The organism is Staphylococcus marylandisciuri (assembly GCF_025519785.1).
Taxonomy (GTDB): Bacteria; Bacillota; Bacilli; order Staphylococcales; family Staphylococcaceae; genus Staphylococcus; species Staphylococcus marylandisciuri.
On sequence record NZ_JAOPKZ010000014.1, the window covers coordinates 64,982 to 90,850 of the forward strand.

Annotated in this window: 21 protein-coding genes; 20 read left to right on the plus strand and 1 reads right to left on the minus strand. The window is 36.8% G+C overall.

The window, feature by feature from the left end; translation table 11 throughout:
* Window positions 1-466: 466 nt before the first annotated feature.
* From N9R04_RS08955 to rny, 3 genes are all read left to right on the plus strand, one after another.
* Window positions 467-1,612 (plus strand): CinA family nicotinamide mononucleotide deamidase-related protein, encoded by a 1,146-nt coding sequence (locus N9R04_RS08955; protein WP_262856443.1) that lies wholly within the window; start codon window positions 467-469, stop codon window positions 1,610-1,612.
* A gap of 158 nt (window positions 1,613-1,770) precedes the next feature.
* Window positions 1,771-2,817, plus strand: a complete 1,047-nt coding sequence (gene recA, locus N9R04_RS08960) for a recombinase RecA (protein ID WP_262856444.1) — start codon at window positions 1,771-1,773, stop codon at window positions 2,815-2,817.
* Window positions 2,818-3,171: 354 nt separating this feature from the next.
* Window positions 3,172-4,734 carry a ribonuclease Y gene (gene rny / locus N9R04_RS08965; RefSeq protein ID WP_262856445.1) on the plus strand — a complete coding sequence of 521 codons (1,563 nt, stop codon included), beginning with the start codon at window positions 3,172-3,174 and terminating at the stop codon, window positions 4,732-4,734.
* A gap of 557 nt (window positions 4,735-5,291) precedes the next feature.
* Here the strand turns inward: rny and N9R04_RS08970 are convergent.
* The gene (locus N9R04_RS08970) at window positions 5,292-5,510 is read right to left on the minus strand and encodes a hypothetical protein (RefSeq protein WP_262856446.1); all 219 of its coding nucleotides are present in this window, start codon (window positions 5,508-5,510) and stop codon (window positions 5,292-5,294) included.
* Window positions 5,511-5,672: 162 nt separating this feature from the next.
* On the opposite strand from N9R04_RS08970, the gene N9R04_RS08975 reads away from it, so the two are divergent.
* From N9R04_RS08975 to hfq, 17 genes are all read left to right on the plus strand, one after another.
* On the plus strand, window positions 5,673-6,464 hold the full coding sequence (locus N9R04_RS08975; RefSeq protein ID WP_262856447.1) for a TIGR00282 family metallophosphoesterase: 792 nt from the start codon (window positions 5,673-5,675) through the stop codon (window positions 6,462-6,464).
* A 114-nt stretch (window positions 6,465-6,578) separates the two neighbouring features.
* Entirely contained in the window at window positions 6,579-8,342 is a 1,764-nt protein-coding gene (locus N9R04_RS08980) for a 2-oxoacid:acceptor oxidoreductase subunit alpha (protein ID WP_262856448.1), read from the plus strand.
* Window positions 8,343-9,209, plus strand: coding sequence for a 2-oxoacid:ferredoxin oxidoreductase subunit beta (locus N9R04_RS08985; protein WP_262856451.1), 867 nt, complete (start codon window positions 8,343-8,345; stop codon window positions 9,207-9,209).
* Window positions 9,210-9,489: 280 nt separating this feature from the next.
* Complete coding sequence (locus N9R04_RS08990; protein WP_262856452.1) at window positions 9,490-10,116, plus strand: poly-gamma-glutamate hydrolase family protein; 627 nt, start codon at window positions 9,490-9,492, stop codon at window positions 10,114-10,116.
* Window positions 10,117-10,131: 15 nt separating this feature from the next.
* Window positions 10,132-10,428, plus strand: a complete 297-nt coding sequence (locus N9R04_RS08995) for a thiamine-binding protein (protein ID WP_262856453.1) — start codon at window positions 10,132-10,134, stop codon at window positions 10,426-10,428.
* Window positions 10,429-11,073: 645 nt separating this feature from the next.
* Window positions 11,074-12,615 (plus strand): tRNA (N6-isopentenyl adenosine(37)-C2)-methylthiotransferase MiaB, encoded by a 1,542-nt coding sequence (gene miaB / locus N9R04_RS09000; protein WP_262856454.1) that lies wholly within the window; start codon window positions 11,074-11,076, stop codon window positions 12,613-12,615.
* Window positions 12,615-12,977 carry a YlbF/YmcA family competence regulator gene (locus N9R04_RS09005; protein ID WP_262856455.1) on the plus strand — a complete coding sequence of 121 codons (363 nt, stop codon included), beginning with the start codon at window positions 12,615-12,617 and terminating at the stop codon, window positions 12,975-12,977. Before miaB ends, N9R04_RS09005 begins: the two co-directional genes overlap by 1 nt.
* 21 nt (window positions 12,978-12,998) lie before the next feature.
* On the plus strand, window positions 12,999-13,490 hold the full coding sequence (gene thiW / locus N9R04_RS09010) for an energy coupling factor transporter S component ThiW (protein WP_262856456.1): 492 nt from the start codon (window positions 12,999-13,001) through the stop codon (window positions 13,488-13,490).
* 210 nt (window positions 13,491-13,700) lie between these two features.
* Window positions 13,701-16,319 carry a DNA mismatch repair protein MutS gene (mutS, locus tag N9R04_RS09015; RefSeq protein WP_262856457.1) on the plus strand — a complete coding sequence of 873 codons (2,619 nt, stop codon included), beginning with the start codon at window positions 13,701-13,703 and terminating at the stop codon, window positions 16,317-16,319.
* 10 nt (window positions 16,320-16,329) lie between these two features.
* On the plus strand, window positions 16,330-18,270 hold the full coding sequence (gene mutL, locus N9R04_RS09020) for a DNA mismatch repair endonuclease MutL (RefSeq protein WP_262856458.1): 1,941 nt from the start codon (window positions 16,330-16,332) through the stop codon (window positions 18,268-18,270).
* Window positions 18,271-18,301: 31 nt separating this feature from the next.
* Window positions 18,302-18,835, plus strand: a complete 534-nt coding sequence (locus N9R04_RS09025) for a glycerol-3-phosphate responsive antiterminator (protein WP_262856459.1) — start codon at window positions 18,302-18,304, stop codon at window positions 18,833-18,835.
* 186 nt (window positions 18,836-19,021) lie between these two features.
* A complete protein-coding gene (locus N9R04_RS09030) occupies window positions 19,022-19,840 on the plus strand; it encodes an MIP/aquaporin family protein (RefSeq protein WP_262856460.1) in 819 nt (272 codons plus the stop codon).
* Window positions 19,841-20,021: 181 nt separating this feature from the next.
* Window positions 20,022-21,524 carry a glycerol kinase GlpK gene (gene glpK, locus N9R04_RS09035; RefSeq protein WP_262856461.1) on the plus strand — a complete coding sequence of 501 codons (1,503 nt, stop codon included), beginning with the start codon at window positions 20,022-20,024 and terminating at the stop codon, window positions 21,522-21,524.
* A 146-nt stretch (window positions 21,525-21,670) separates the two neighbouring features.
* Window positions 21,671-23,344 (plus strand): glycerol-3-phosphate dehydrogenase/oxidase, encoded by a 1,674-nt coding sequence (locus N9R04_RS09040; RefSeq protein WP_262856462.1) that lies wholly within the window; start codon window positions 21,671-21,673, stop codon window positions 23,342-23,344.
* Window positions 23,345-23,524: 180 nt separating this feature from the next.
* Window positions 23,525-24,451 carry an alpha/beta fold hydrolase gene (locus N9R04_RS09045; RefSeq protein WP_262856463.1) on the plus strand — a complete coding sequence of 309 codons (927 nt, stop codon included), beginning with the start codon at window positions 23,525-23,527 and terminating at the stop codon, window positions 24,449-24,451.
* Between the two features lie 15 nt (window positions 24,452-24,466).
* Window positions 24,467-25,429: a tRNA (adenosine(37)-N6)-dimethylallyltransferase MiaA gene (gene miaA, locus N9R04_RS09050; RefSeq protein ID WP_262856464.1), complete on the plus strand. Its 963-nt coding sequence runs from the start codon at window positions 24,467-24,469 to the stop codon at window positions 25,427-25,429.
* The gene (hfq, locus tag N9R04_RS09055) at window positions 25,416-25,631 is read left to right on the plus strand and encodes an RNA chaperone Hfq (protein ID WP_262856465.1); all 216 of its coding nucleotides are present in this window, start codon (window positions 25,416-25,418) and stop codon (window positions 25,629-25,631) included. The genes miaA and hfq overlap by 14 nt, the downstream gene beginning before the upstream one ends.
* Window positions 25,632-25,869: the final 238 nt, after the last annotated feature.

The window sequence follows — 25,869 nt, forward strand, 5'->3', positions numbered from 1 at the left end:
GGGCGGGACGACGAAATCTTTTTATTCAAAATAGATTTCTGTCCCGCTCCCTTCAGCATCTTGGCAGTAGATGACTGATTTGAAAACGCGCTTGTATCAAGCTTTTTTCAATTCTAGTCATCCTTGCCGGGGCGGGACGACGAAATCTTTTTATTCAAAATAGATTTCTGTCCCGCTCACGAATCGTGAGCGTTTCTGTCGACAATCTTGTTTTTGGGAGGTCATTCATCGGTTTCCCAGATCACAGAAATTTTATGTCTCAACATCTTAGTTGAATAGTAATTTCTTTCGGAGTTAGAGTGCGTTTATACTTCGGACAGTAAATGTTTGTCCATTAGGTTCTAAAGCATTTAACTTTTAACTAGTATTATCAAAATAGGTACACTTAATGTACAAGTTTGCATTTTAGGATATGTGGAATAATATACTCTGTTAAGTACTTATTGAAATGTGGGTGACAATTAGAATGAAGATTGGAATTATTGCGGTTGGCTCTGAACTTTTACTCGGTCAGATTAATAATACGAATGGCCAATATCTGTCTCAATTATTTAATGAGGCAGGTCACAGCGTTATAGAACATGCTGTTATAGGTGATAACCCTGAGCGTTTAGAACGCGTAGTTCGCCAAATGCTCAATCATTATGAAGCAGTCGTTTTAACAGGCGGTTTAGGGCCTACCAAAGATGATTTAACTAAGCATACAGTTGCTAAAATTCTCGGAAAAGAGCTTGTCATAGATGAAAAAGCATTAAATTACATTGAATCTTACTTTAAAGAGCAACACCAAGAAATGACTCCAAATAATCGTCAACAAGCTTTGGTTATTGAAGGAAGTAAAGTGCTAGAGAACAAAGTGGGAATGGCACCTGGTATTTACGTAGAACATGAAGGCAAACATGTTGTAATGCTTCCAGGCCCGCCTATAGAGAATCGTCCTATGGCGAAAAATGAATTATTACCTTTAATGACAGAAAGTGAGCAAATTATTTATTCAGAAATGTTAAAGTTTGCTGGTATTGGGGAATCTCGTGTTGAAACTGAACTTATGGATTTAATTGAGAGTCAACATAACCCGACTATTGCACCCTTAGCAGGGAGCCATGAAGTTAAGGTTAGATTAACAGCTAATGGTAAAAATCAACAAGTATGTCAGAAGAAGATTGATCCCATAAAAACAAGTATATTAGAGCGTATCGGCAAATATTATTATGCTTCTGATGAAGTAGAAATTGAAGAAGCGGTCATGAATCAATTTCACAGCTCCTTCGCTATATACGATGGTGTTACAGAAGGATTGTTATATTCTAGAATGAAGAATTATGATTCTAATTCTATCTTAAAAGGGATGCTAACTAATTCTTCAGTATTTGTTGATAATAATATGGAGATTAAAGCTAAATTAAAAATTAGTGCTGAGCTGGTGAGTCGACTTTATAACACCCAAGTTGGTATTTCAGTATTAGAAGAAAGAGAAAATGTCTATCTAGGCATTCTTGAGAACCATGAGTTAGCTTGTTATACGTTTAAAATGACTAAAAAGCGCAACTTAATTAAAACTAGAACACCTAATTACACTTTAATACGTATTTTAGAATGGTTACGAAGCTAAAAGTTAACAATATGAGTACATGCGTTCGTTTATTTAAACAATACCCCTTTGTATTAGCGAACAAATATTCGCAAAATCCTTGCGATTTAGAATAAGAACGTGTATAGTTAAGGTAAGATAAATTTACGAGAATAACGTTAAATATAGGAGGTCCAGCATTGGATAATGAACGTCAAAAAGCGCTAGATACAGTAATAAAAAATATGGAAAAATCCTTTGGTAAAGGTGCAGTCATGAAACTCGGTGATAATAAAGGTCGCAAAGTTTCAAGTATATCAAGCGGTTCTGTAACTTTAGATAATGCTCTTGGAGTAGGGGGATATCCTAAAGGCAGAATTATTGAAATTTATGGTCCAGAAAGCTCTGGTAAGACCACTGTAGCACTTCATGCTATTGCTGAAGTTCAGAAAAAAGGCGGCGTAGCTGCATTTATTGACGCGGAACACGCGTTGGATCCAGTATATGCAGAAGCGTTAGGAGTTGACATTGATAACTTGTACTTATCTCAACCAGATCATGGTGAACAAGGGCTTGAGATAGCAGAAGCATTCGTGCGTAGTGGTGCTGTTGACATGGTTGTAGTTGACTCGGTAGCTGCGCTTACTCCAAAAGCTGAAATTGAAGGTGAAATGGGAGACGCTCACGTAGGTTTACAAGCACGTTTAATGTCTCAAGCATTGCGTAAACTATCGGCTGCAATATCTAAATCTAATACCACTGCCATATTTATCAACCAAATTCGTGAAAAAGTCGGAGTTATGTTTGGTAATCCTGAAACTACACCAGGCGGCCGAGCGCTTAAATTCTACAGCTCAATTCGTTTAGAAGTGCGTCGTGCTGAACAATTGAAGCAAGGTCAAGATATTGTCGGTAATAGAACTAAAATAAAAATAGTTAAGAACAAAGTAGCGCCTCCTTTCAAAGTGGCAGAAGTTGATATTATGTACGGTCAAGGTATATCCAAAGAAGGAGAACTACTTGACTTAGGTGTGGCTAATGACGTCGTTGATAAATCAGGTGCTTGGTATTCTTATAATGGAGAGAGAATGGGCCAAGGTAAAGAAAACGTGAAGAACTTCTTAAAAGAAAATCCGGAAATTAAACAAGAAATAGATAATAAATTACGCGAACAACTTGGAATTTTTGATGGAGATGTTAAAGAAGAGGAAGAGAGTGAGGCACCATCTTCTTTATTTGATGAATAAATATAGTTCAAAAATTCATAAAAAATTAACTATACTTTTTAAATTCGTAATTTAAACGAGGAGGCTGGGACATAAATCCCAGCCTCTTCAACATCTCGGCAGTAGATGACTGATTTGAAAATGCGCTTGTATCAAGCTTTTTTCAATTCTAGTCATCTTTGCCGGGGCGGGACTACGAAATCTTTTTGTTCAAATTAGATTTCTTTCCCGCTCCCGTTTATACATTTATGCCTGTGTCGAAACCTTGACACCCATTGTCACAAAAACGTACAATTACATTGTATGATTCTTATATAATTTCATATAATCATATTGAATTTGATATACACAAGTCCTAAAGAAGGAGGTGTTTATGTGAATTATTTATTAAGCCTCCTACTCATTTTGTTAGGCATTATTCTGGGTGTTGTTGTTGGGTATATCATCGCCCGTAATATTTTGCATCAAAAGCAAATTCAAGCTAAACAAACTGCAGAAGATATTATCAATCAAGCTAACAAAGAAGCAGAAAATGTAAAAAAAGAAAAGCTGCTTGAAGCAAAAGAAGAAAACCAAATACTTAAAGAACAAGTAGAAAGTGAACTTCGCGAACGGCGTGGTGATCTACAAAAACAAGAGACCCGACTTCTTCAAAAAGAAGAAAACTTGGAGCGAAAATCTGATCTTTTAGAGAAAAAAGATGAGATTCTAGAGCAAAAAGAATCTGAAATTGAAGAAAAACAACAACAAGTAGATGCAAAAGAGAGTAGTGTTCAATCATTAATAAATAAGCATGAACAAGAATTGGAACGCATCTCTGGTCTCACTCAAGAAGAAGCTGCGAATGAACAACTTCAAAGAGTTGAAGATGAATTGTCACATGATATTGCAATACTTGTTAAGGAGAAAGAACGAGAAGCGAAAGAAAAAGTTGATAAACAAGCGAAAGAATTGTTAGCAACAACGGCGCAGCGTATAGCTGCAGAACACACATCTGAATCTACTGTTTCGGTAGTCAACCTTCCAAATGATGAGATGAAAGGTCGTATTATTGGAAGAGAAGGTCGCAACATCCGAACTCTTGAGACCCTGACAGGTATAGATCTAATCATAGATGATACGCCTGAAGCGGTCATTTTATCGGGGTTTGACCCTATTCGACGTGAAATTGCACGTATCGCATTAGTCAATTTAGTATCAGATGGACGAATTCACCCAGGACGTATAGAAGAAATGGTAGATAAATCACGTAACGAAGTAGATGATATAATTAGAGATGCAGGAGAACAAGCAACATTTGAAATCAATGTGCACAATATGCATCCAGATCTTGTTAAGATTCTTGGCCGTTTAAAATACCGTACAAGTTATGGCCAAAATGTCTTAAAACATTCCGTTGAAGTAGCACATTTAGCAGGTATGCTAGCAGCCGAACTAGGCGAAGACATCACTGTTGCTAAACGTGCTGGCCTTTTACATGATGTTGGTAAAGCTATTGATCATGAAGTCGAAGGCAGTCACGTAGAGATAGGTGTTGAATTAGGTAAGAAATATGGAGAGAGTGAAACTGTAATCAATGCAATTCATTCTCATCATGGTGACGTGGAACCAACATCAATCATTTCTATTCTTGTGGCAGCTGCTGATGCCCTATCTGCAGCTCGTCCTGGTGCACGTAAGGAGACACTTGAAAATTATATAAGGCGTTTAGAGCGCTTAGAGACGTTGTCTGAAAGTTATGAGGGTGTCGAAAAAGCTTTCGCTATTCAAGCAGGAAGAGAAATACGTGTAATCGTTGCACCTGATGCGATTGACGATTTAAAATCGCATCGCTTAGCAAGAGATATTAAAAAACAAATTGAAGATGAACTCCAGTATCCTGGACATATTAAAGTGACAGTTGTTCGCGAGACTAGAGCAATTGAATATGCAAAATAGGGAGCGGGACAGAAATCTAATTTGAATAAAAAGATTTCTGTCCCGCCCCGGCAAGGATGACTAGAATGGAAAAAAGCTTGATACAAGCGCATTTTCAAATCAGTCATCTGCTGCCAAGAAACTGAAAGAGGGAGCGGGACAGAAATCTAATTTAAATAAAAAGATTTCGTAGTCCCGCCCCGGCAAGGATGACTAGAATTGAAAAAAGCTTAATGCAAGCGCATTTTCAAATCAGTCATCTACTGCCGAGATGCTGAAAGAGGCTGAGACATTACATTATGTCCCAGCCTCTTTCTCTCTAGTCAAAGACCATTATGTCCCAGCCTCTATTTTTTCTGGGATTTATGTCCCAGACTGTTCATATACTTGACTACGAGACGCTAAAATGACAGTCTGACTTCTCTATAAACCCCTGACGACAAGTATAAATAAAAATTTAAACTAACGATATATTAGTGAACTAGTAGTTACGATTCTAATAGAGTCATTAGAGTGTAACTTTTAAACACAACAATCTAAGTTGTATATTCACTTTCTTAATTATTTAAATTTTACTTTTATGTGTTGAATTCAAGATCAGTATTTTTAATTTCATTAAGAATTTCATTTGTATCTAAGCAATTTGAAGAGATTTGTGCATATCTTTCTGCTAATCTATAAGATGTGATATATAATTCTAAAGCGTCTTTAGCAATATCTTCAGCATCCTCACTTTTAGAAGGGTTTGATTTAACGACTAAATCAGCAAAATGTTCTGCATCAATATGGATTGACATCTGTAATTTACAACTCCTATATTATTTATTTTAGTTTCTGGTTATACGTTTACCACTTATATTTATTTTAAAACACAATTAAATCGGTTAATTCTTAAACATAGTCTTTTCACTAAACCAATTTTACTTTAGACTACATATAAGAGAGGATGTACATAAATCATGCGAATTCTTTTTATCGGAGATATAGTAGGTAAAGTAGGGCGCCAGGCGATAACTGATTACCTACCAAAATTAAAGCACAAATACCATCCTACCGTGACAATAGTGAATGCTGAAAATGCAGCACATGGTAAGGGGCTAACTGAAAAGATATATAAACAATTATTGCGTGAAGGTGTAGACTTCATGACTATGGGTAATCACACTTATGGTCAACGACAGATATATGATTTTATAGATGAAGCTAAGCGAATGGTGCGTCCAGCTAACTTCCCAATTGAAGCACCTGGTGTAGGTATGAGATTTATTCAAATCAATGCGGATAAACTTGCGATTATAAATTTACAGGGACGTTCCTTCATGCAAGATATCGATGATCCTTTTAAGAAAGCTGATCAATTAGTAACAGAAGCGCAAAGAGAAACTCCTTATGTTTTTGTCGATTTCCATGCTGAAACAACTTCAGAAAAAAATGCGTTGGGTTGGTACCTAGATGGAAGAGCTAGTGTAGTGGTAGGTACGCACACTCACATTCAAACTTCAGATAATCGCGTCTTACCTAAAGGGACAGGTTATATTACAGATGTTGGAATGACGGGCTATTACGATGGGATATTAGGTATTCAACGAGAAGAAGTGATTCGGCGGTTTATTACGAGTTTACCTCAAAGGCATGTAATTCCAGATGAAGGACGAGCTGTACTTTCTGGTGTTGTTGTAGATCTTGATGATGATGGACGTACTAAGCACATAGAACGTATATTAATTAATGATGATCATCCATTAGATTAATTATCAGTCGTAAGTATGAATTTGTTTATAAACCTCGCTACACTTAGTCATTTAGCGGGGTTTTTTGGTATGATTAAAAGTGAATGAATTTATCCACTTAGGGGGAAATGCGTGATGAGAAACCAAATTTCATGGAAAGTGGGCGGTCAACAAGGTGAAGGTATTGAATCAACTGGTGAAATCTTTGCAACTGCTATGAACCGCAAAGGGTATTACCTTTATGGCTACAGACACTTCTCCAGTAGAATTAAAGGTGGACATACAAATAATAAGATTAGAGTTTCTACTACTCCTGTTCACGCTGTTAGTGATGATTTAGATATACTAATAGCTTTCGACCAAGAAACGATAGAAGTAAATCATCATGAAATGAGAGAGGACAGTGTAATAATAGCAGATAGTAAGGCTAAACCTGAAAGGCCAGATAACTGTACTGCACAAATTATTGAGCTACCATTTACAGCTACAGCAAAAGAATTAGGTACTGCTTTAATGAAGAATATGGTAGCAATCGGGGCAACTTGTGCATTGATGAGTTTGGAAACTTCTACATTTGTAACTTTAATAGAAAATATGTTTGAGAAAAAAGGGGAAAAAGTAGTTAATATGAATATCGAAGCATTAAATCAAGGATATGATTTAATGATTGATAAACTTGAAACGCTTGATGGCGACTTCCAATTAAACTACTCTCAAAGTAACCCCCATTTATATATGATAGGTAATGATGCGATAGGTTTAGGTGCTATTTCAGCAGGTTCACGCTTTATGGCGGCTTATCCAATCACGCCAGCATCAGAAATAATGGAATATATGATAGAGAACTTACCTAAAGTTGGAGGAACTGTTGTTCAAACTGAAGATGAAATTGCTGCAGCTAATATGGCTATCGGTTCAAATTATGGTGGCGTTCGAGCATTTACAGCTAGTGCGGGACCAGGTCTTTCTCTAATGATGGAAGCAATTGGTTTGTCAGGTATGACTGAAACGCCTTTGGTTATTGTAAATACTCAACGTGGCGGGCCTTCCACAGGTCTCCCTACTAAGCAGGAACAGTCTGATCTTATGCAAATGATCTATGGTACGCACGGTGATATACCTAAAATTGTTGTTGCTCCTACTGATGCAGAAGATGCATTTTATTTAACTATCGAAGCATTTAATTTAGCAGAAGTCTATCAATGTCCTGTAATTATACTCAGTGATCTTCAGCTCTCTTTAGGGAAGCAAACAGTGGAACAATTAGATTACAATGCTATAAAAATTGATCGTGGCGAACTTATAACTGCTGATATTGAACGAGAAGAAGGCGACAAGTCTTACTTTAAACGCTATGCCTTAACAGATAGTGGTATTTCTCCACGCCCATTACCTGGGACAAAAGGTGGGATACATCACGTAACAGGGGTTGAACATAACCAAGAAGGAAAAACGAGTGAATCAAGAGAGAACCGCATACAACAAATGGAGAAGAGAATGCGCAAAACTGAACATTTATTAATTGAGGAACCGGTTAAAGGAGAAGACAACAACTCTCAAATGGATATACTATATCTTGGTTTTATTTCAACCAAGGGTGCAATCCAAGAAGGTATGGCGCGTTTAAAAGAACAAGGGATCAAGGTTAATCACTTACACATACGTCAACTTCACCCATTTCCTAAAGAAACATTGCAACAGGCCATCGACAAAGCTACAAAAGTAGTGGTCGTGGAACACAATTACCAAGGACAATTAGCTAACATCATTAAGATGAACGTTAAAAATATTGAAGATAAGCTTGTTCATCAAACTAAATACGATGGCACACCATTTTTACCACACGAAATTGAAGATAAAGGAATACAAATCGCGCAAGAAATTAAGGAGATGATCTAATTGGCAACATTTAAAGACTTTCGTAACAATGTAAAGCCAAACTGGTGCCCAGGTTGTGGTGATTTCTCTGTGCAAGCAGCAATTCAGAAAGCGGCTGCTAATGTAGGTCTTGAACCTGAAGAGGTAGCAATCATTACGGGTATAGGTTGTTCAGGCAGACTGTCAGGATATATTAACGCATACGGAGTACACGGCATCCATGGACGGGCTCTTCCTCTAGCGCAAGGGGTTAAAATGGCTAATCGTGATTTAACAGTCATTGCCTCTGGTGGCGATGGAGATGGCTATGCAATTGGTATGGGCCATACGATACATGCTTTAAGACGCAATATGAACATGACTTACGTTATTATGGACAATCAGATATATGGTCTAACTAAAGGGCAAACATCTCCTTCCTCTGCCCTTGGTTTTGTAACGAAATCAACACCTAAAGGCAATATTGAAAAAAATGTTGCTCCGCTTGAACTTGCATTGTCATCAGGTGCTACGTTTGTGGCTCAAGGGTTTTCTAGCGATATAAAGAATTTGACTCAACTACTTGAAGATGCGATCAATCATGATGGATTCTCCTTCGTTAATGTTTTCTCACCTTGTGTAACGTATAATAAAGTCAACACGTATGATTGGTTTAAAGAGAATTTAACTCATATTGATGAGATACAAGACTATGATGCGACCGATAAGCAAAAAGCCATGGAGCAGGTACTTAAATATGATTCTTTATTAAAAGGCATCATTTATCAGGATACAGAAACACCTTCATATGAATCGCAGATAGAACAATTAGATGAGATCCCACTTGCTAAAAAGAATCTTCATATAGATGAAAATCAATTTAACGAGTTAACACAACAATTTGTTTAAATTTGATTAGGTGCTACGATTGAGTTAATGATTAACTGTAGAATTCACCTTTCATTAATATTACTTTTATTAGTTATAATTTGAAATTTATGTAACTAATGACATCCATTTAACGCAATCTAATAATCTTCACTGTTGTTACCTCATAGGAATGATAGAGCGGGAATGTGTAAGTACTTTAAATACTTGCAATCTCGCTCTATAATTATAAGTAGGAAATTGATAGCACATATTTACCAACTTCGTCTATATCAAACTAACTAATTTTAGGGGGAACGAGATGGTAGATCAATATGATTCTATGAGTGAATTAATGAAGCAAACGACAGAAAATCGCGATTGGAAGATTATTACACGTCACCGTAGTAGTCACGTCTTAGTTACAGCTGTACACGGAGGCGCTATTGAAAGAGGTACCACAGAATTGGCCAGTTTAACAGCGACTAAAGGTAGTTATGACTACTATACCTTTAAAGCTATACGGAAGAATCATAATCAAATGTTACATGTTACATCACGACACTACGATGAACCCCAGTTGTTAAAGATGGTTAAGGATAAAACAGTTATTATTTCTCTCCATGGGTGTAAGGGTACTAAAGAAACTGTTTACATAGGTGGAAAAGATTTAGGATTACGTGAAATTCTTCAAAAAGAATTAGAAAAGAATAATTTCAGAGTGAAAGAAGCGCCAGAGTATATTGATGGTATGGATGACGATAATTTTGTGAATTGTGGGGAAACGAATAAAGGAGTTCAATTAGAACTAACTGAGCCATTACGAAAATCGTTTTTTAAAAATAAAAAGTATGACCTTCACAATAGAGAGAATCAAGATAATTGGAGTGCCCGGCTGTACGACTTTGCTGATAGCATTATAAGCTCAATCAACAAATATGAACAATAGAGAGGAGTGTACACGATGGATGACACTTTAATGAGCTTACAAATTATTCCTAAACTGCCAAATGGTGAGGACGTTACTTCATATGTAGATGAGGCGATTAGAATTATTCAAGACTCTGGTGTAAAGTATCGAGTAGGTGCTTTGGAAACGACTGTACAGGCAGATATGAATACATGTTTGATATTAATTCAGAGAATTAACGATCGCATGGTGGAATTAGAAGTTCCTAGCATTATGAGTCAAGTTAAATTTTTCCACGTACCTGAAGGAATAACAATTGAAACTTTAACCGGCAAATATGATGAGCTGTAGCGTCATTTCATTTGATCTGAGGTCGGGACAAAATCGTTTAGGAATTGGGCAGGGGGCCCCAACAAAGAGAAACTGGTAAACCAGTTTCAACAAGCACAGCGAGTTGGGGGTGGGGCCCCAACAAAGAGAAACTGGGACATAATGGTCTTTGACTAGAGAGAAAGAGATTGGGACATAAATCCCAGCCGCTTCAATATCTTGGCAGTAGATGACTGATTTGAAAATGCGCTTGTATCAAGCTTTTTTCAATTCTAGTCATCCTTGCCGGGGCGGGACTACGAAATCTTTTTGTTCAAATCATATTTCTGTCCCGCGCTCTCGAATCGTGAGAAGTTTCTGTCGACAATCCTGCTTTTGAGAGGCCGTTCATCGGTGTCCCAAAGCACAAAATCTTTATGTCTAAACCTCGTCGTTTTGCACATTTCCGTTTTGTTTAATATAATGTAGTAATGATTATTTGTATAGAGGTCAGGATAAAAGCGTTTAGGAATTGAGGAGGGGGCCCCAACAAAGAGAAACTGGTAAACCAGTTTCCACAAGCTATGCAAGTTGGGGTTGGCCCCAACAAAGAGAAACTGGTAAACCAGTTTAAACAAGAGCACCGAAACTTTTGTCTTATCCTCGTTAAAGAAAGGGTTTTGAAGTGTGAATGAAGAGCAACGAAAGTCTACTTCGATAAATATTTTAGCCGAACGCGATAAGAAAGAAAAAGCTAAAAATAGAGACTTTGAGCACGTTTATCAACCACCGAGCTTAAGAGAAGCGCGTAAACGTGGTAAAGCGGAAGTACAATACAATAATGATTTTCAAATAAATGAACGCTATCGAAACATGGGTCGTGGTCGCACTTTCATGATTAAAACTTATGGCTGTCAAATGAACGCACATGACACTGAAGTCATGGCGGGCATTTTAAGCGCGTTAGGTTATGAGCCTACAAGCGACGTTAATGCTGCTGATGTGATATTGATAAATACATGTGCTATACGTGAAAATGCAGAGAACAAGGTCTTCAGTGAAATAGGAAATCTAAAACACTTAAAACGCGAACGCCCAGAAGTCTTACTAGGTGTATGTGGTTGCATGTCTCAAGAGGAATCAGTAGTGAACAAAATTCTTAAGTCCTTCCAAAACGTTGATATGATCTTCGGTACCCACAACATTCATCGCTTACCTGAAATATTAGAAGAAGCATACCTCTCTAAAGCAATGGTAGTAGAGGTTTGGTCAAAAGAAGGTGATGTGATAGAGAACTTACCTAAGGTACGTGAGGGGAATATTAAGGCCTGGGTTAATATCATGTATGGTTGTGACAAATTCTGTACGTACTGCATCGTGCCTTTCACACGTGGTAAAGAACGTAGTCGTAAACCTGAAGATATTATACAAGAAGTGAGAGAACTGGCTCGAGAGGGTTATCAAGAAGTCACTTTACTAGGACAGAATGTTAATTCTTATGGGAAAGACATTAAAGGGTTAAATTATGGCTTAGGAGACCTTCTAGCTGACATTTCAAAAATTGATATACCGCGTGTGCGTTTTACTACAAGCCATCCGTGGGATTTTACTGACCGTATGATTGAAGTCATTGCTGAAGGAGGAAACATTGTACCTCACATTCATTTGCCTGTGCAATCAGGTAACAATGCTGTGTTAAAAATTATGGGTCGTAAATATACTAGAGAAAGTTATCTAGACTTAGTTTCTCGTATTAAAGCTCAAATCCCTGATGTAGTTTTAACTACTGATATTATCGTGGGTTATCCAAATGAAAGTGAAGACCAGTTTCGAGAAACGTTAACGTTATATGACGAAGTAGGTTTTGAACATGCCTACACTTATATTTATTCACAACGTGATGGTACACCAGCTGCTAAGATGAAAGATAACGTGCCTCAAGATGTTAAAAAAGATCGTCTTCAACGTCTTAATCGTAAAGTAGCAGCGTATTCGGGTGAAGCAATGAAACCATACGAGGGTGAAGTAGTCAGTGTCTTATGCGAGGGTACGAGTAAGAAGGATGATGAAGTACTAGCAGGTTATACTGAGAAGAATAAATTAGTTAACTTTAGAGCACCGCGCTCAGCTATTGGAAAGATAGTTGATGTCAGAATAGATGAAGCACATCAGTTCTCATTAAACGGCACGTATTTAGGGGAACATAGTAGAGCAGTGGTGAGTCAATAATGTATGAAAAAGATGAGATTTTAAAAGAAGCTAGTAAAATCAGTGACAATATTAAAAACTTAGATATCGTAAAAGATTATCAACGGGTAGAACAACAAATTCATGAGAATAAAAGTATCGATTCACGCATGAAAACGTTAAAGCAAAATCAAAAGCAAGCTGTTAATTTACAAAATTACGGTAAATTCGAAGCTTTAAAGCATACTGAAAATACTATCAACGATCTGAAAGACGATATAAATCAGCTACCCATTGTCGATGAGTTTCGAACATCTCAACGCGAAGCTAATTCATTGCTACAACTCATGATTAAAGTAATGGAGAATCGATTGAATGAGCGACATCAAGATAGTAAAGATTAATGTGAGAGGAGCACCGCATCTATGAAAACCAGAAAATTAACTTTTACTGCTATATTTATCGCATTAAATGTAGTGTTGAGCAGTTTATTAGTCATACCCGTGGGTCCTATAAAAGCTGCACCTGTTCAGCACCTCATTAATGTTCTATGCGCAGTTTTTGTAGGACCGTGGTTTGGATTAGCACAGGCGTTTATTTCATCTCTATTGCGTCTACTATTCAATACAGGTAGTGCTTTTGCCTTTCCTGGAAGTATGGTCGGTGTGCTCCTTGCTAGTTTATTTTATTCTTATCGGAAGCATATATTTATGGCTGCAGTCGGTGAAGTCATCGGCACTGGAATTATAGGAAGTTTAATGTGTCTACCTGTAGCGTGGTTCATTGGGTTGACTGATGTTGCGGAGAAACCTTTAATGCTTACTTTTTTAGTTTCAAGCATCTTAGGTGCTGTAATAAGTTATATTGTATTAATGATTTTAAAAAGAAAAGGTCTGCTAGATCGCTTTTTAAAGTAATTTGGAAACTACGAGCGTCAATTAAAGAAGTTATAATGAATAATATTTATTGCTTACGTTATAACTTTATTTATCATTTGGCGCTCGTTTTCTTTGTGTAGATTTTAGTTAAAATAATTATATAATATTTGTAACAATCAAGCGAAATTTAGTTTGATATGTTAAAATTTAAGAACTATCAAAGTTAAGGTAAAGGATTGTGAAAGATTAATGTCAAATGTCACTCCAATGATGCAACAATATTTAAAAATTAAATCACAATATCAGGATTGTCTGCTTTTCTTTCGACTTGGAGACTTCTATGAGATGTTTTATGAAGATGCTAAAGAAGCTTCACGCGTTCTTGAAATTACCCTAACTAAGAGAGATGCTAAGAAAGAAGATCCTATTCCTATGTGTGGGGTTCCTTATCACTCTGCTGACCACTATATTGAAACATTAATTAATAACGGATATAAAATAGCGATTTGTGAACAAATGGAAGACCCTAAACAAACTAAGGGTATGGTTAAGCGCGAAGTTGTGAGGATCGTCACGCCTGGCACTGTAATGGAACATGGTGGAGTTGATGAGAAACAGAACAATTATATACTCAGCTATACGCACAATGGCTTTGAATATGCGCTCTGTTATTGTGATGTTTCTACTGGAGAATTACAAGTTACTCATTTTGAAGATGAATCGACATTGCTAAATGAAATCACTACGATTAACCCAAACGAAATCGTTGTGGAACAACCTATACACGACAATTTAAAACAGCAAATTCATGTGATTACGGAAACTATAACTATTGTAGATCAAGTTACAGATGAAAGTTATCACGTCAATCAATTAGAAAATAGCAACATGTACCGTGCATGCCAAATAGTACTAGATTACATACATCATACTCAAAAAAGAGATCTTTCACACATTGAAGAAGTACATTGTTATGAAGCGATAGATTTCATGAAAATGGACTATTATGCAAAAAGAAATTTAGAGCTGACTGAAAGTATACGTTTGAAATCTAAGAAAGGTACGCTCCTCTGGTTGATGGATCAGACTAAAACGCCGATGGGGGCACGGCGTCTTAAACAATGGATTGATAGACCTTTGATTCAAGCACGTCAAATTAATAATAGGTTAGATGTAGTAGAGCAATTTATTAATCATTTTATAGAGCGCGACACTCTCAGAAGCTACCTTAATCAAGTTTATGATATTGAAAGACTAGTCGGTAGAGTGAGTTACGGAAATGTGAATGCCCGAGACCTTATCCAACTCAAACACTCAATTTCTGAAATACCAAATATTAAAGATCTATTAACTCAGTTCGATGGAGACATGAGTGAACATTTCAGAGCTTTAGAACCGCTAGATGATTTGCTTGAGTTACTTGATAGCAGTTTAGTAGAGGAACCTCCAATTTCTGTAAGAGAAGGGGGATTATTCAAAGAAGGCTTTAACGAACAATTAGATCGTTACCTTGAAGCGGCTCGTAATGGTAAGTCATGGTTAGCTCAACTCCAAGCAACCGAGCGCGAAAGAACTGGGATAAAGTCTTTAAAAGTACGTTTTAATAAGGTTTTCGGTTACTTTATAGAAATAACTCGAGCAAATTTAAAAGGTTTTGAACCAAGTAGTTATGGTTATCAGCGCAAACAAATTTTATCCAACGCTGAACGTTTTATAACTGATGAATTGAAAGAGAAAGAAGACTTAATTCTAGGTGCAGAAGAAAAATCCATCGAATTGGAATATCAACTATTCACTGACCTACGTGAGCATATTAAGTTATATACCGAACGTTTACAGCATCAAGCTAAAATTATTTCAGAATTAGATTGTTTACAAAGCTTTGCTGAAATTGCTCAAAAATACAATTATGTGCGTCCGCAGTTTAGTACTAAGAAGACTTTAAACTTAGTTGGCTCACGTCATCCAGTTGTTGAACGAGTAATGGACCGTAATGATTATGTCCCTAATAATTGTACTTTAGATGAAGAACAGTATATTTATCTCATTACTGGACCAAATATGTCAGGGAAATCAACCTATATGCGACAGGTGGCAATAATCAGTATTATGGCCCAAATGGGTGCATTTGTTCCCTGCGATGAAGCTATTCTGCCTATCTTTGATCAAATCTTTACGCGTATAGGTGCTGCAGACGACCTCGTTTCAGGTAAAAGTACATTCATGGTCGAAATGCTGGAAGCACAGAAGGCATTGGTTAATGCGACGGAAAATAGCTTAATTATCTTTGATGAAATTGGACGCGGGACGTCTACATATGATGGTCTTGCATTAGCGCAGTCAATGATAGAGTACGTGGCTCAAACATCACATGCCAAAACTCTTTTTTCCACACACTATCATGAATTAACAGTATTAGATCAGTCTCTGAGCTGTTTGAAAAATGTTCACGTAGCTGCTAACGAATACAGAGGAGAGCTAGTCTTTTTACACAAGGTGAAAGATGGCGCGGTAGACGACAGCTATGGTATTCAGGTAGCGAAGTTAGCTGATTTACCAGAGGAAGTAATTCAACGCGCTCAAGTTATACTAGATAAATTTGAAGAGCATAAGCGAGTTTCAAGAGAGGTTGAACCGGCTAAAAGAAGCGATCAACAAATTGGAAAAAACGAGTCTTCAGAAGATATGGATCAAGACTCGCACCAGTCTAAGCACGCTTCTCAATTTGAACAAGCAGCGTTTAATTTATTTGAGACACCTGTAGAAAAGAGTAGAATTGAAGAAGAAATAAAGCAAATAGATATTTCCAATTTGACACCTATTGAAGCTTTAGTTAAATTGAGCGAACTTCAAAATTTACTGAAATAGAGGTGAAAGCGTGGGAAAAATTAAAGAATTGCAAACCTCATTAGCAAATAAAATTGCCGCTGGAGAAGTGGTTGAAAGACCCGGTTCGGTTGTTAAAGAATTGTTAGAGAACGCTTTAGACGCTCAAGCTACAGAAATCACTATAGAAGTCGAGCAATCGGGCATTTCTTCAATACGTGTGGTTGATAATGGTACTGGTATTGAGTCTGATGATCTTGGTCTCGTCTTTCATCGACATGCGACGAGTAAACTTGATAATGATGAAGATCTCTTCCACATACGCACATTAGGGTTTCGTGGCGAAGCTCTAGCAAGTATCTCCTCGGTCGGTAAAGTAAGACTTGTTACTTGTACTGATGGCTTAGAGGGCGAAGAAATCTATGTAGAGAACGGTCAAATTCTCGACAAAAAGCCAGCTAAGGCTAAACAGGGTACAGATATAACGGTTGAGTCTTTATTCTACAACACTCCAGCAAGACTTAAATATGTAAAAAGTTTGTATACAGAGTTAGGCAAGATTACGGATATAGTCAATCGCATGGCAATGAGTCATCCTGATGTACGCATTTCCCTTTATTCTGACGGTAAAGAGATTCTCCATACGAATGGTTCAGGTCGTACGAATGAAGTGATGGCAGAGATATACGGCATGAAAGTGGCTAAAGATTTAATCCCTATCCAAGGAGATACGAGCGACTATCACTTAGAAGGATTTGTAGCTAAACCTGAGCATTCTAGAAGTAACAAACATTATATTTCAATCTTCATTAACGGTAGGTATATCAAGAATTTCGTTCTGAATAAAGCTATTCTTGAAGGCTATCATACTTTAATGATGATCGGTCGCTACCCTATTTGTTATATCAATATAGAAATGGATCCTATACTAGTAGATGTGAATGTTCATCCTACGAAATTGGAAGTTCGCTTAAGTAAAGAGGAACAACTATATCAACTTATTGTAGAAAAAATAAGAGAGGCTTTTAAAGATCGTATTTTAATACCACAAAATAATTTGAAGAAAACCGACAAGAAAAATAAAGTTCTCAATCAACTTGAACAGCAGAAGATGGATTTCGAACACAAGCAAAAAGAAGAGAGCGCTTCAAGCACCAATGAAGATGCTGATGAAAATATTCCACCGCAAAGGGAAACAGATGATTGCGAACCATTTTCTAGTGCTGAACATGCAACCTCAAATAATAATGCAGGTGAAGTGAATGAAGCGTCTTCAGACTATATTTTTTCAGAAACACGTAAAGAAGTATTGGATGATATGGAGTCTAGTGAAGATATGGGTGCTGACACTGACATGATTGAAGATGATCCTTCTAACATTAAAGGTAAAGTGAGTAAGGATCCAAGTCGGCGAATCCCATATTTAGAAATTGTAGGACAAGTTCATGGTACTTATATCATTGCTCAAAATGATAATGGTATGTATATGATTGATCAGCATGCTGCTCAGGAGCGAATTAAATATGAATACTTTAGAGATAAAATCGGAGAAGTTTCTAATGAAGTTCAAGAATTGTTAATACCCCTTAATTTTCACTTTTCTAAAGATGATCTCATTGTCATAGAAGAATATAAAGATGAATTAGAGAAGGTGGGTGTTCATCTCGAACCATTTGGTGGACATGACTATATCGTCAATAGTTACCCCGTGTGGTTCCCTGCAGATGAAGCGGAAGAAATTATCAAAGATATGATTGAATATGTGTTACATCATAAAAAAGTAGATGTAAGTAAAATTCGTGAAGAAGCAGCAATCATGATGAGTTGTAAGAAGTCAATTAAAGCGAATCATTATCTAAAAAAAGATGAGATGGCTGATTTGATTGATCAGTTAAGAGAGGCAGAGGATCCATTCACATGTCCTCACGGAAGACCTATTATTATAAATTTCTCAAATTACGAGCTTGAGAGACTGTTTAAACGAATAGTTTAGCCATAAATATATCGGTTGAAGGGGTAGAGTTATGAAAGAAAATATTTTGCCTGCAATAAGAACTATGAAAGATTTAGAAAAATTGATTCAGACGGATTATAAGGCGTGTGTCATTTTGGATACTCATGTCGGTCATCTTAAAAGTACAATGGAGCTTCTTAAGAAAGGTCATGTAGATACTTATATGCATATCGATCTAATTAAAGGTATGAGTCATGACGAATTTGCGTGTGAGTACATCATTCAGAACTATCAACCAAAGGGCGTTATTTCCACGAAAATGCGGGTCTTGAAAAAAGCGAAATCATTAAATACAACTACGATTTTACGCGTATTTATTATTGATTCCCAAGCTTTAAAGCGCAGTATTGACCTCATTAAGAAAGCGCAACCTGACTTAGTTGAAGTATTACCTGGCGTAGCGAGTAAAGCAATAAAGACTATTAATGAAGAAACGCAGACTCCGGTTATAGCTGGTGGGTTAATTAGTCAAGATGATGAAGTTCAAGAAGCAGTAGCCAATGGCGCTCATTATATCACTACTAGTAACCGTCGACTATGGTAAGCGATCTAGAAAGATATTAATTAGCGTACTAAAACTTTATTGACAACGCTTACATTAAAAGTGTAATATATAATGTAAGTTAATATTTTAAGAAGAGATAGGGAGATTTCTACTTAGTCAAGCATTCGGGTCGTTTTTGCTTATGAAGGGAGAAGTCTCTCTATTTCTATTATATGGAGGGATTTGATGAGTGTTTACTTTGCCGAATTTTTAGGGACGGCGATTCTAATTCTATTTGGGGGTGGCGTTTGTGCAAACGTTAACCTTAAAAAAACTGCTGGTTTCGGAGCAGACTGGATAGTCATTTCTGTAGGTTGGGGTTTGGCTGTCGCGCTAGGTGCATACGCAGTGGGTGGTATATCAGGCGCTCACTTAAACCCAGCTGTTACGTTAGCTTTTGCCATGGATGGATCCATAACTTGGGCGCAAGTACCTGGTTATATAATCTGTCAAATGCTCGGCGGTATATTTGGAGGAATACTTGTGTGGCTCATGTACCTACCACACTGGAAAGCAACGGAAGACAAACAAGCTAAGTTAGGAGTATTCTCAACAGCACCCGCTATGAAGAATTATTTTGCTAACTTCATTAGTGAAATAATAGGTACTACAGCTTTAACTTTAGGTTTATTGTATATTGGTATGAATAAAATTGCAGATGGCTTAAATCCTCTTATTGTAGGCGCGCTAATCGTAGCTATCGGTGTGAGCTTAGGTGGCCCGACTGGTTATGCTATCAACCCGGCACGAGACTTAGGTCCGCGTATAGCACACGCGCTTTTACCTATAGCAGGTAAAGGAGATGCTAATTGGAGCTACGCGATTGTACCTGTGCTAGGTCCTATTGCAGGTGGAATGTTAGGTGCAGTTATATATCGTTTATTCTATAAAGGCGTTTTTGATTTTATGTCAGTTATTGGAATTATTGTAGTCATTATAGCATTAGTAGTTGGCGTGCTAATGAATAAATCTAAATTTGGTAAAGATATAGAAACTATCAATTGATTAAATAATTAATAAGAGGGAAGATCTTATTATAAGATACCTCTACTATGACTCAATAGTTTAATTTAGGTGAATTAAATTTCACATGAAATTTTAAAGGGCTATTATATTAATCACAATAATTAAGTGACTTTACTTTTTTAATTTATAATATACCTCTTAAGAGAAGGAGCTAATTGAAATGGAAAAATATATTCTATCAATAGATCAGGGAACTACAAGTTCTAGAGCAATACTCTTTAATAAACAGGGGGATATTGAAGCAGTTTCACAGCGCGAATTCAAACAATATTTTCCTAAATCAGGTTGGGTAGAACACGATGCAAATGAAATTTGGTTATCTGTCCTATCAGTATTAGCAGAAGTTCTTACAGAAAGTAATATTAATGCAGAACAAATTGAAGGTATTGGGATAACAAATCAACGTGAAACGACTGTAGTTTGGGATAAAAATACGGGACGACCAATCTATCACGCTATTGTATGGCAATCTCGTCAAACTCAAGGAATTTGTCAAGAATTAAAAAATCAAGGTTTAGAAAAAAAATTCCATGAAAAAACAGGTCTCTTATTAGATCCTTATTTCGCTGGTACTAAAGTTAAATGGATTTTAGACAATGTGGATGGCGCTAGAGAAAAGGCTGAGAATGGCGATTTATTATTTGGTACCATCGATTCATGGTTAGTATGGAAACTATCTGGCAAACGCGCTCATATTACTGATTATTCTAATGCGAGTCGTACGCTTATGTATAATATCCACGACTTAAAATGGGATGATGAGTTACTAGAGATTTTAGAAGTACCTAAACAAATGTTGCCTGAAGTTAAGGAATCAAGTGAAGTTTATGCGAAGACGATAGATTACCACTTCTTTGGGCAAGAAGTACCTATAGCTGGTATTGCTGGTGACCAACAATCTGCACTATTTGGTCAAGCATGTTTCGAACGAGGCGACGTTAAAAACACTTATGGTACTGGTGGATTTATGTTAATGAATACAGGGGAAGAAGCAGTAACCTCAGAGAGCGGTCTGTTAACTACCATCGCATACGGTTTAGACGGTAAGATTAACTATGCTTTGGAAGGTTCTATCTTTGTTTCAGGCTCTGCGATTCAATGGCTCCGTGATGGTCTGCGAATGATCAATTCTGCTCCTCAATCTGAGAACTATGCAGAACGCGTAGAGTCATCAGAAGGTGTTTATATGGTGCCGGCATTTGTTGGTCTAGGTACCCCATATTGGGATGCTGAAGCTAGAGGTGCAATCTTCGGGCTTACACGTGGTACCGAAAAAGAACACTTTATTCGCGCGACGTTAGAATCACTTTGTTACCAAACGCGTGATGTGCTTGAAGCCATGGAAAAAGATTCTGGCATTGAGGTAAACAATTTACGTGTAGATGGTGGCGCAGTTAAAAATAACTTCATCATGCAATTTCAAGCAGATTTGCTTAATGTAGGCGTGGAGCGCCCAGAAGTAAGTGAAACAACAGCTTTAGGTGCAGCCTATTTAGCAGGTCTAGCTGTGAAATTCTGGGATAATAAAGACAGCATTGCAGATGGCTGGAAATTAAACAAAGAATTTAAACCAGAAATGGATAAAGAGGAAAGAGAAAAACTTTATAAAGGTTGGAAGAAAGCAGTTGAAGCTACACAAGTTTTCAAATTAGATGAGGATTAATGATTAGACTTTTCAATATTAGCTGTGATATTATTAAATTAAGTTAATATTGAAGTCGAGATTTTGAGAGACACAAGTCGTTCAATGCAAATAATGTATTGGGATGAGTGTCTCTTTTTTAATAATATTTAGGAGGCACATGCTATATGAGTTTGTCAACATTAAAAAGAGAACAAGTAAAGACAAGATTAAGAGATGAAGAGTTTGATGTGGTGATCATCGGTGGCGGTATAACTGGTGCAGGTATTGCATTAGATGCGAGTCAGAGAGGGATGAAAGTCGCACTAGTTGAGATGCAGGACTTTGCACAAGGTACTAGTTCTCGCTCAACTAAACTCGTGCATGGTGGCTTACGTTATTTGAAACAATTCCAAATCGGCGTAGTAGCTGAAACTGGTCGTGAACGTGCCATTGTTTATGAGAATGGTCCTCATGTTACTACGCCTGAGCGTATGCTTTTACCTATGCATAAAGGTAGTTCACTAGGTAAATTCTCAACTGCTATTGGTTTAACTGTTTATGACTTCTTAGCAGGAGTTAAAAAAGAAGAACGTAAAAATATGCTTAGTAAACAAGAAACAATTGAGAGAGAGCCACTTATTAAACGCGATAAATTAAAAGGTGGAGGCGCATATGTTGAGTATCGTACGGACGATGCGCGCTTAACGATCGAAGTGATGAAACGTGCTGAAGAAAAAGGAGCTACTGTCATTAACCACACTAAATCTATTCACTTCACGTACGATTCAAATGAACAGGTCAATGGAATTCAAGCGCAAGATATGCTCACAGGTGAAACCTATGACATTAAGGCTAAAAAGGTTATCAATGCTAGTGGCCCGTGGGTAGATGAGGTCCGTAGTGGTGATTATGCAAGAAATAATAAACAACTTAGATTAACTAAGGGTGTGCATGTCGTTATCGACCAATCTAAATTCCCACTGCAACAAGCAGTTTACTTTGATACAGAAAACGATGGTCGTATGATCTTTGCTATTCCTCGTGAAGGAAAAGCCTATGTTGGTACTACAGATACGTTCTATAATAATGACAAATCTTCTCCACTCGCTACACCTGAGGATCGTCAGTATTTGATTAATGCGATCAATTATATGTTCCCTGATGTTGATGTTTCTGATAAAGATATTGAATCATCTTGGGCTGGCGTGAGACCGCTTATTTTAGAAGAAGGAAAAGATCCATCTGAAATCTCTCGTAAAGACGAAGTTTGGGAAGGTAAGTCAGGACTACTAACTATAGCTGGAGGTAAGCTCACAGGTTATCGCCATATGGCAAAAGAAATAGTTGACTTATTAGCAAAACGTTTAAAACAAGAATATAAAATGAAGTTCAAAAAATGTGAGACTAAAGAATTAACTATTTCAGGTGGTAATGTAGGCGGTAGTGCTAATTTCAATGATTATATTGAACGTAAAGTTGAAGATGCTAAAGCTTACCAAATTGATGAAGATATAGCACGACACTTTGTAACTAAATACGGTTCAAACGCTGAAGATTTATTTGAAATTGCTCAGACTGCACAATATCAAGAAACTGGTTTGCCACTTGATATCTATACAGAGTTAGTCTACTCCATTCAAAATGAAATGGTCTACAAACCAACCGATTTCTTAATCCGTCGTACTGGTAAGCTATACTTCAATATTGAAGATGTATTGAATCATAAAGATAAAATTATTCAAGTGATGGATGGACTACTCAATTACACCGACTCAGAAAAGAAAGCATTTAAAGAGGAATTAGAAACAGCTATAGATGAAGCTCAGACTGGTAATGACCAAAAGCAAGTCGTTAAATAATAGAACCTTAACTCTGTCACTTTAACTTGACTTCTAGAGTGAAGCAATCGTCTGTCACAGATGAACTTCACTCTTTTTTTGCGCAGCAATTTTAAAGGATAGTATATTTGATTACATAAGTAACAGACGGTATATTTAAAACAACGACATTTTAAAAGAATGCATAGCGGGGGCATCGATATGGGAAATGAGATCTTTTATATTAGAGTTTCGGACGGGACTCAATTAGAAGTTCAAATTGATAAAGCAAAGATCCAAACCCTAGGTGTTATCCATATCTTCCACGGTATGGCAGAACATTTTAAGAGATATAATCATTTAGTAAAGTCTTTAAATGAGCAGGGGTTTGACGTTATAAGACATCATCATAGAGGACATGGGTATGATATTGCTGAAGAGGATAGAGGTCACATCAGTAGTTTTAAACAAGTTAGCGAAGATGCTTACGAAATTATTGAAACGCTTAAGGGAGGTTACGACGATCAGTTACCTTATATCATATTAGGGCACTCTATGGGCTCACTCATTGCTCGCACATTTGCCAATCGCCATTCACGATTGATTGATGGCTTAATACTAACTGGTACGCCACAGCTCAATCCATGGTTAACTAGGATAAATTTGGTCTTCTTAAAGATAATCACTTTTATCTTCGGAAAAAAACGTTGTATGCAATGGCTAAATAATATGATACAAAAGTCTTTTATGAAAAAAATTAAAAATAATAGTCAACCTCATAGCTGGTTGTCATCTAATGCAGAAGAAGTTCAAAAATATAATGAAGATCCGCACAGCGGTTTCTTAGTATCCAATCAACTTATTTATGGTATGTCTGCAGCTATGAATCAGTCAGTTAAAATAAAAAATTTAAAAGGCATTAAATCCTCTTTGCCTATATTACTCATTAACGGGAAAGAAGATCCTGTAAATAAGTACGGTCAAGGCGTGCGCTTCTTAGGTAAAAGATTGAAGAGAGCGGGAGTTGAACACGTGACTGTACATATGTACAAATACCGGCGACATGAAATTCTATTTGAAGAAGGTTATGAAAACGTGTGGCAACACATGTTGAATTGGATAGACAAGAGAATCTTAAGACGAAGATAAAGAGAGTGGATATTTGTGAGAAGGAAGAAACCCTTATTAATCGTTATCGTTGGACCTACAGCAGTAGGGAAGACAGAGTTAAGTATTAATTTAGCTCAACAAGTTAATGGAGAAATTATTAGTGGGGATTCTATGCAGGTCTATAAAGGCATGGATATCGGAACGGCCAAGGCTTCGATCGAGGAAAGGAAAGAAATTCCGCATTATATGATCGATATACTAAATCCTGACGACACATTCTCAGCATTTGACTTTAAAGTAAGAGCAGAACGCTATATCAATGATATAACTGCCAAAGGTAAAGTCCCCATAATAGTAGGGGGAACAGGTTTGTATATCCAGTCGCTCATCTACGATTATCAATTTGAGAATGAAGATTTACCTCGTGAGCGTCAAATTAAGGTCAATCGTAAAATGGAAGAGCTAAGCAATTATGATTGTAACCAGTTGCACCAATATTTAAAATCGTTTGATCCTAAGTCTGCTGAACAAATTCATCCTAATAATAGGCAACGAACGGAGCGCGCAATTGAATATTATTTTAAAACTAAAAAACTTTTAAGTTCTCGTAAGAAAATACAACACATGAGCGAAAATTATGATACATTATTAATAGGGATGGAAATGTCGCGCGACATCTTATATGAGAGAATTAATAAGCGCGTAGATATTATGTTGACTCATGGATTATTGAATGAAGTGAATGGACTCGTCCGTCAAGGATACGAGAATTGTCAAAGTATGCAAGCTATAGGTTATAAAGAGATAGTACCAGTAGTTAAAGGTAATGAAACTCTAGAAGAAGCTACGATTAAATTGAAGCGTAATTCTAGGCGTTATGCAAAAAGACAAATGACGTGGTTTAAAAATCAACTCAATGTCGTTTGGTATGATAGAGAGAAAACATCACTAAACTCGATGGTAAATGAGGTTTCAGCCCGAATAAAACAAAGGAGTAAAAATCATGACAACAACTAATCACATCCAAGACCAATTCCTAGGGCAATTTAAAGCCGAAAAAACTGAAGTAATTATTTTCTTCACTAATGGCTTTCAAATGAAAGGTGTTATTGAAGATTATGATGAGCAAATTGTCATCTTGTATTCTAAAGGAAAGCAGCATCTCATCTATAAGCATGCTATTAGCACATTTACGCTTGATGATGGCAGTGAAGAGTAGGAAGTTATTATATTAGAATATAAAAGATTAAAATATGTTTAATATATAAGAGATGGGAGCGGGACAGAAATCTTTATATTTAAATTAGATTTCTGTCCCGCTCCCTTTTTCGGGTCTATACTAAATAGGACTGGTGACCCAACCGGTCCTATTTTTTAATACAAAAAGAGCGCAATTATCTCTATAATTAAAAGTATACGCCCACTTAAAATTAAGGAGATAATGCGCTTATGTTTAA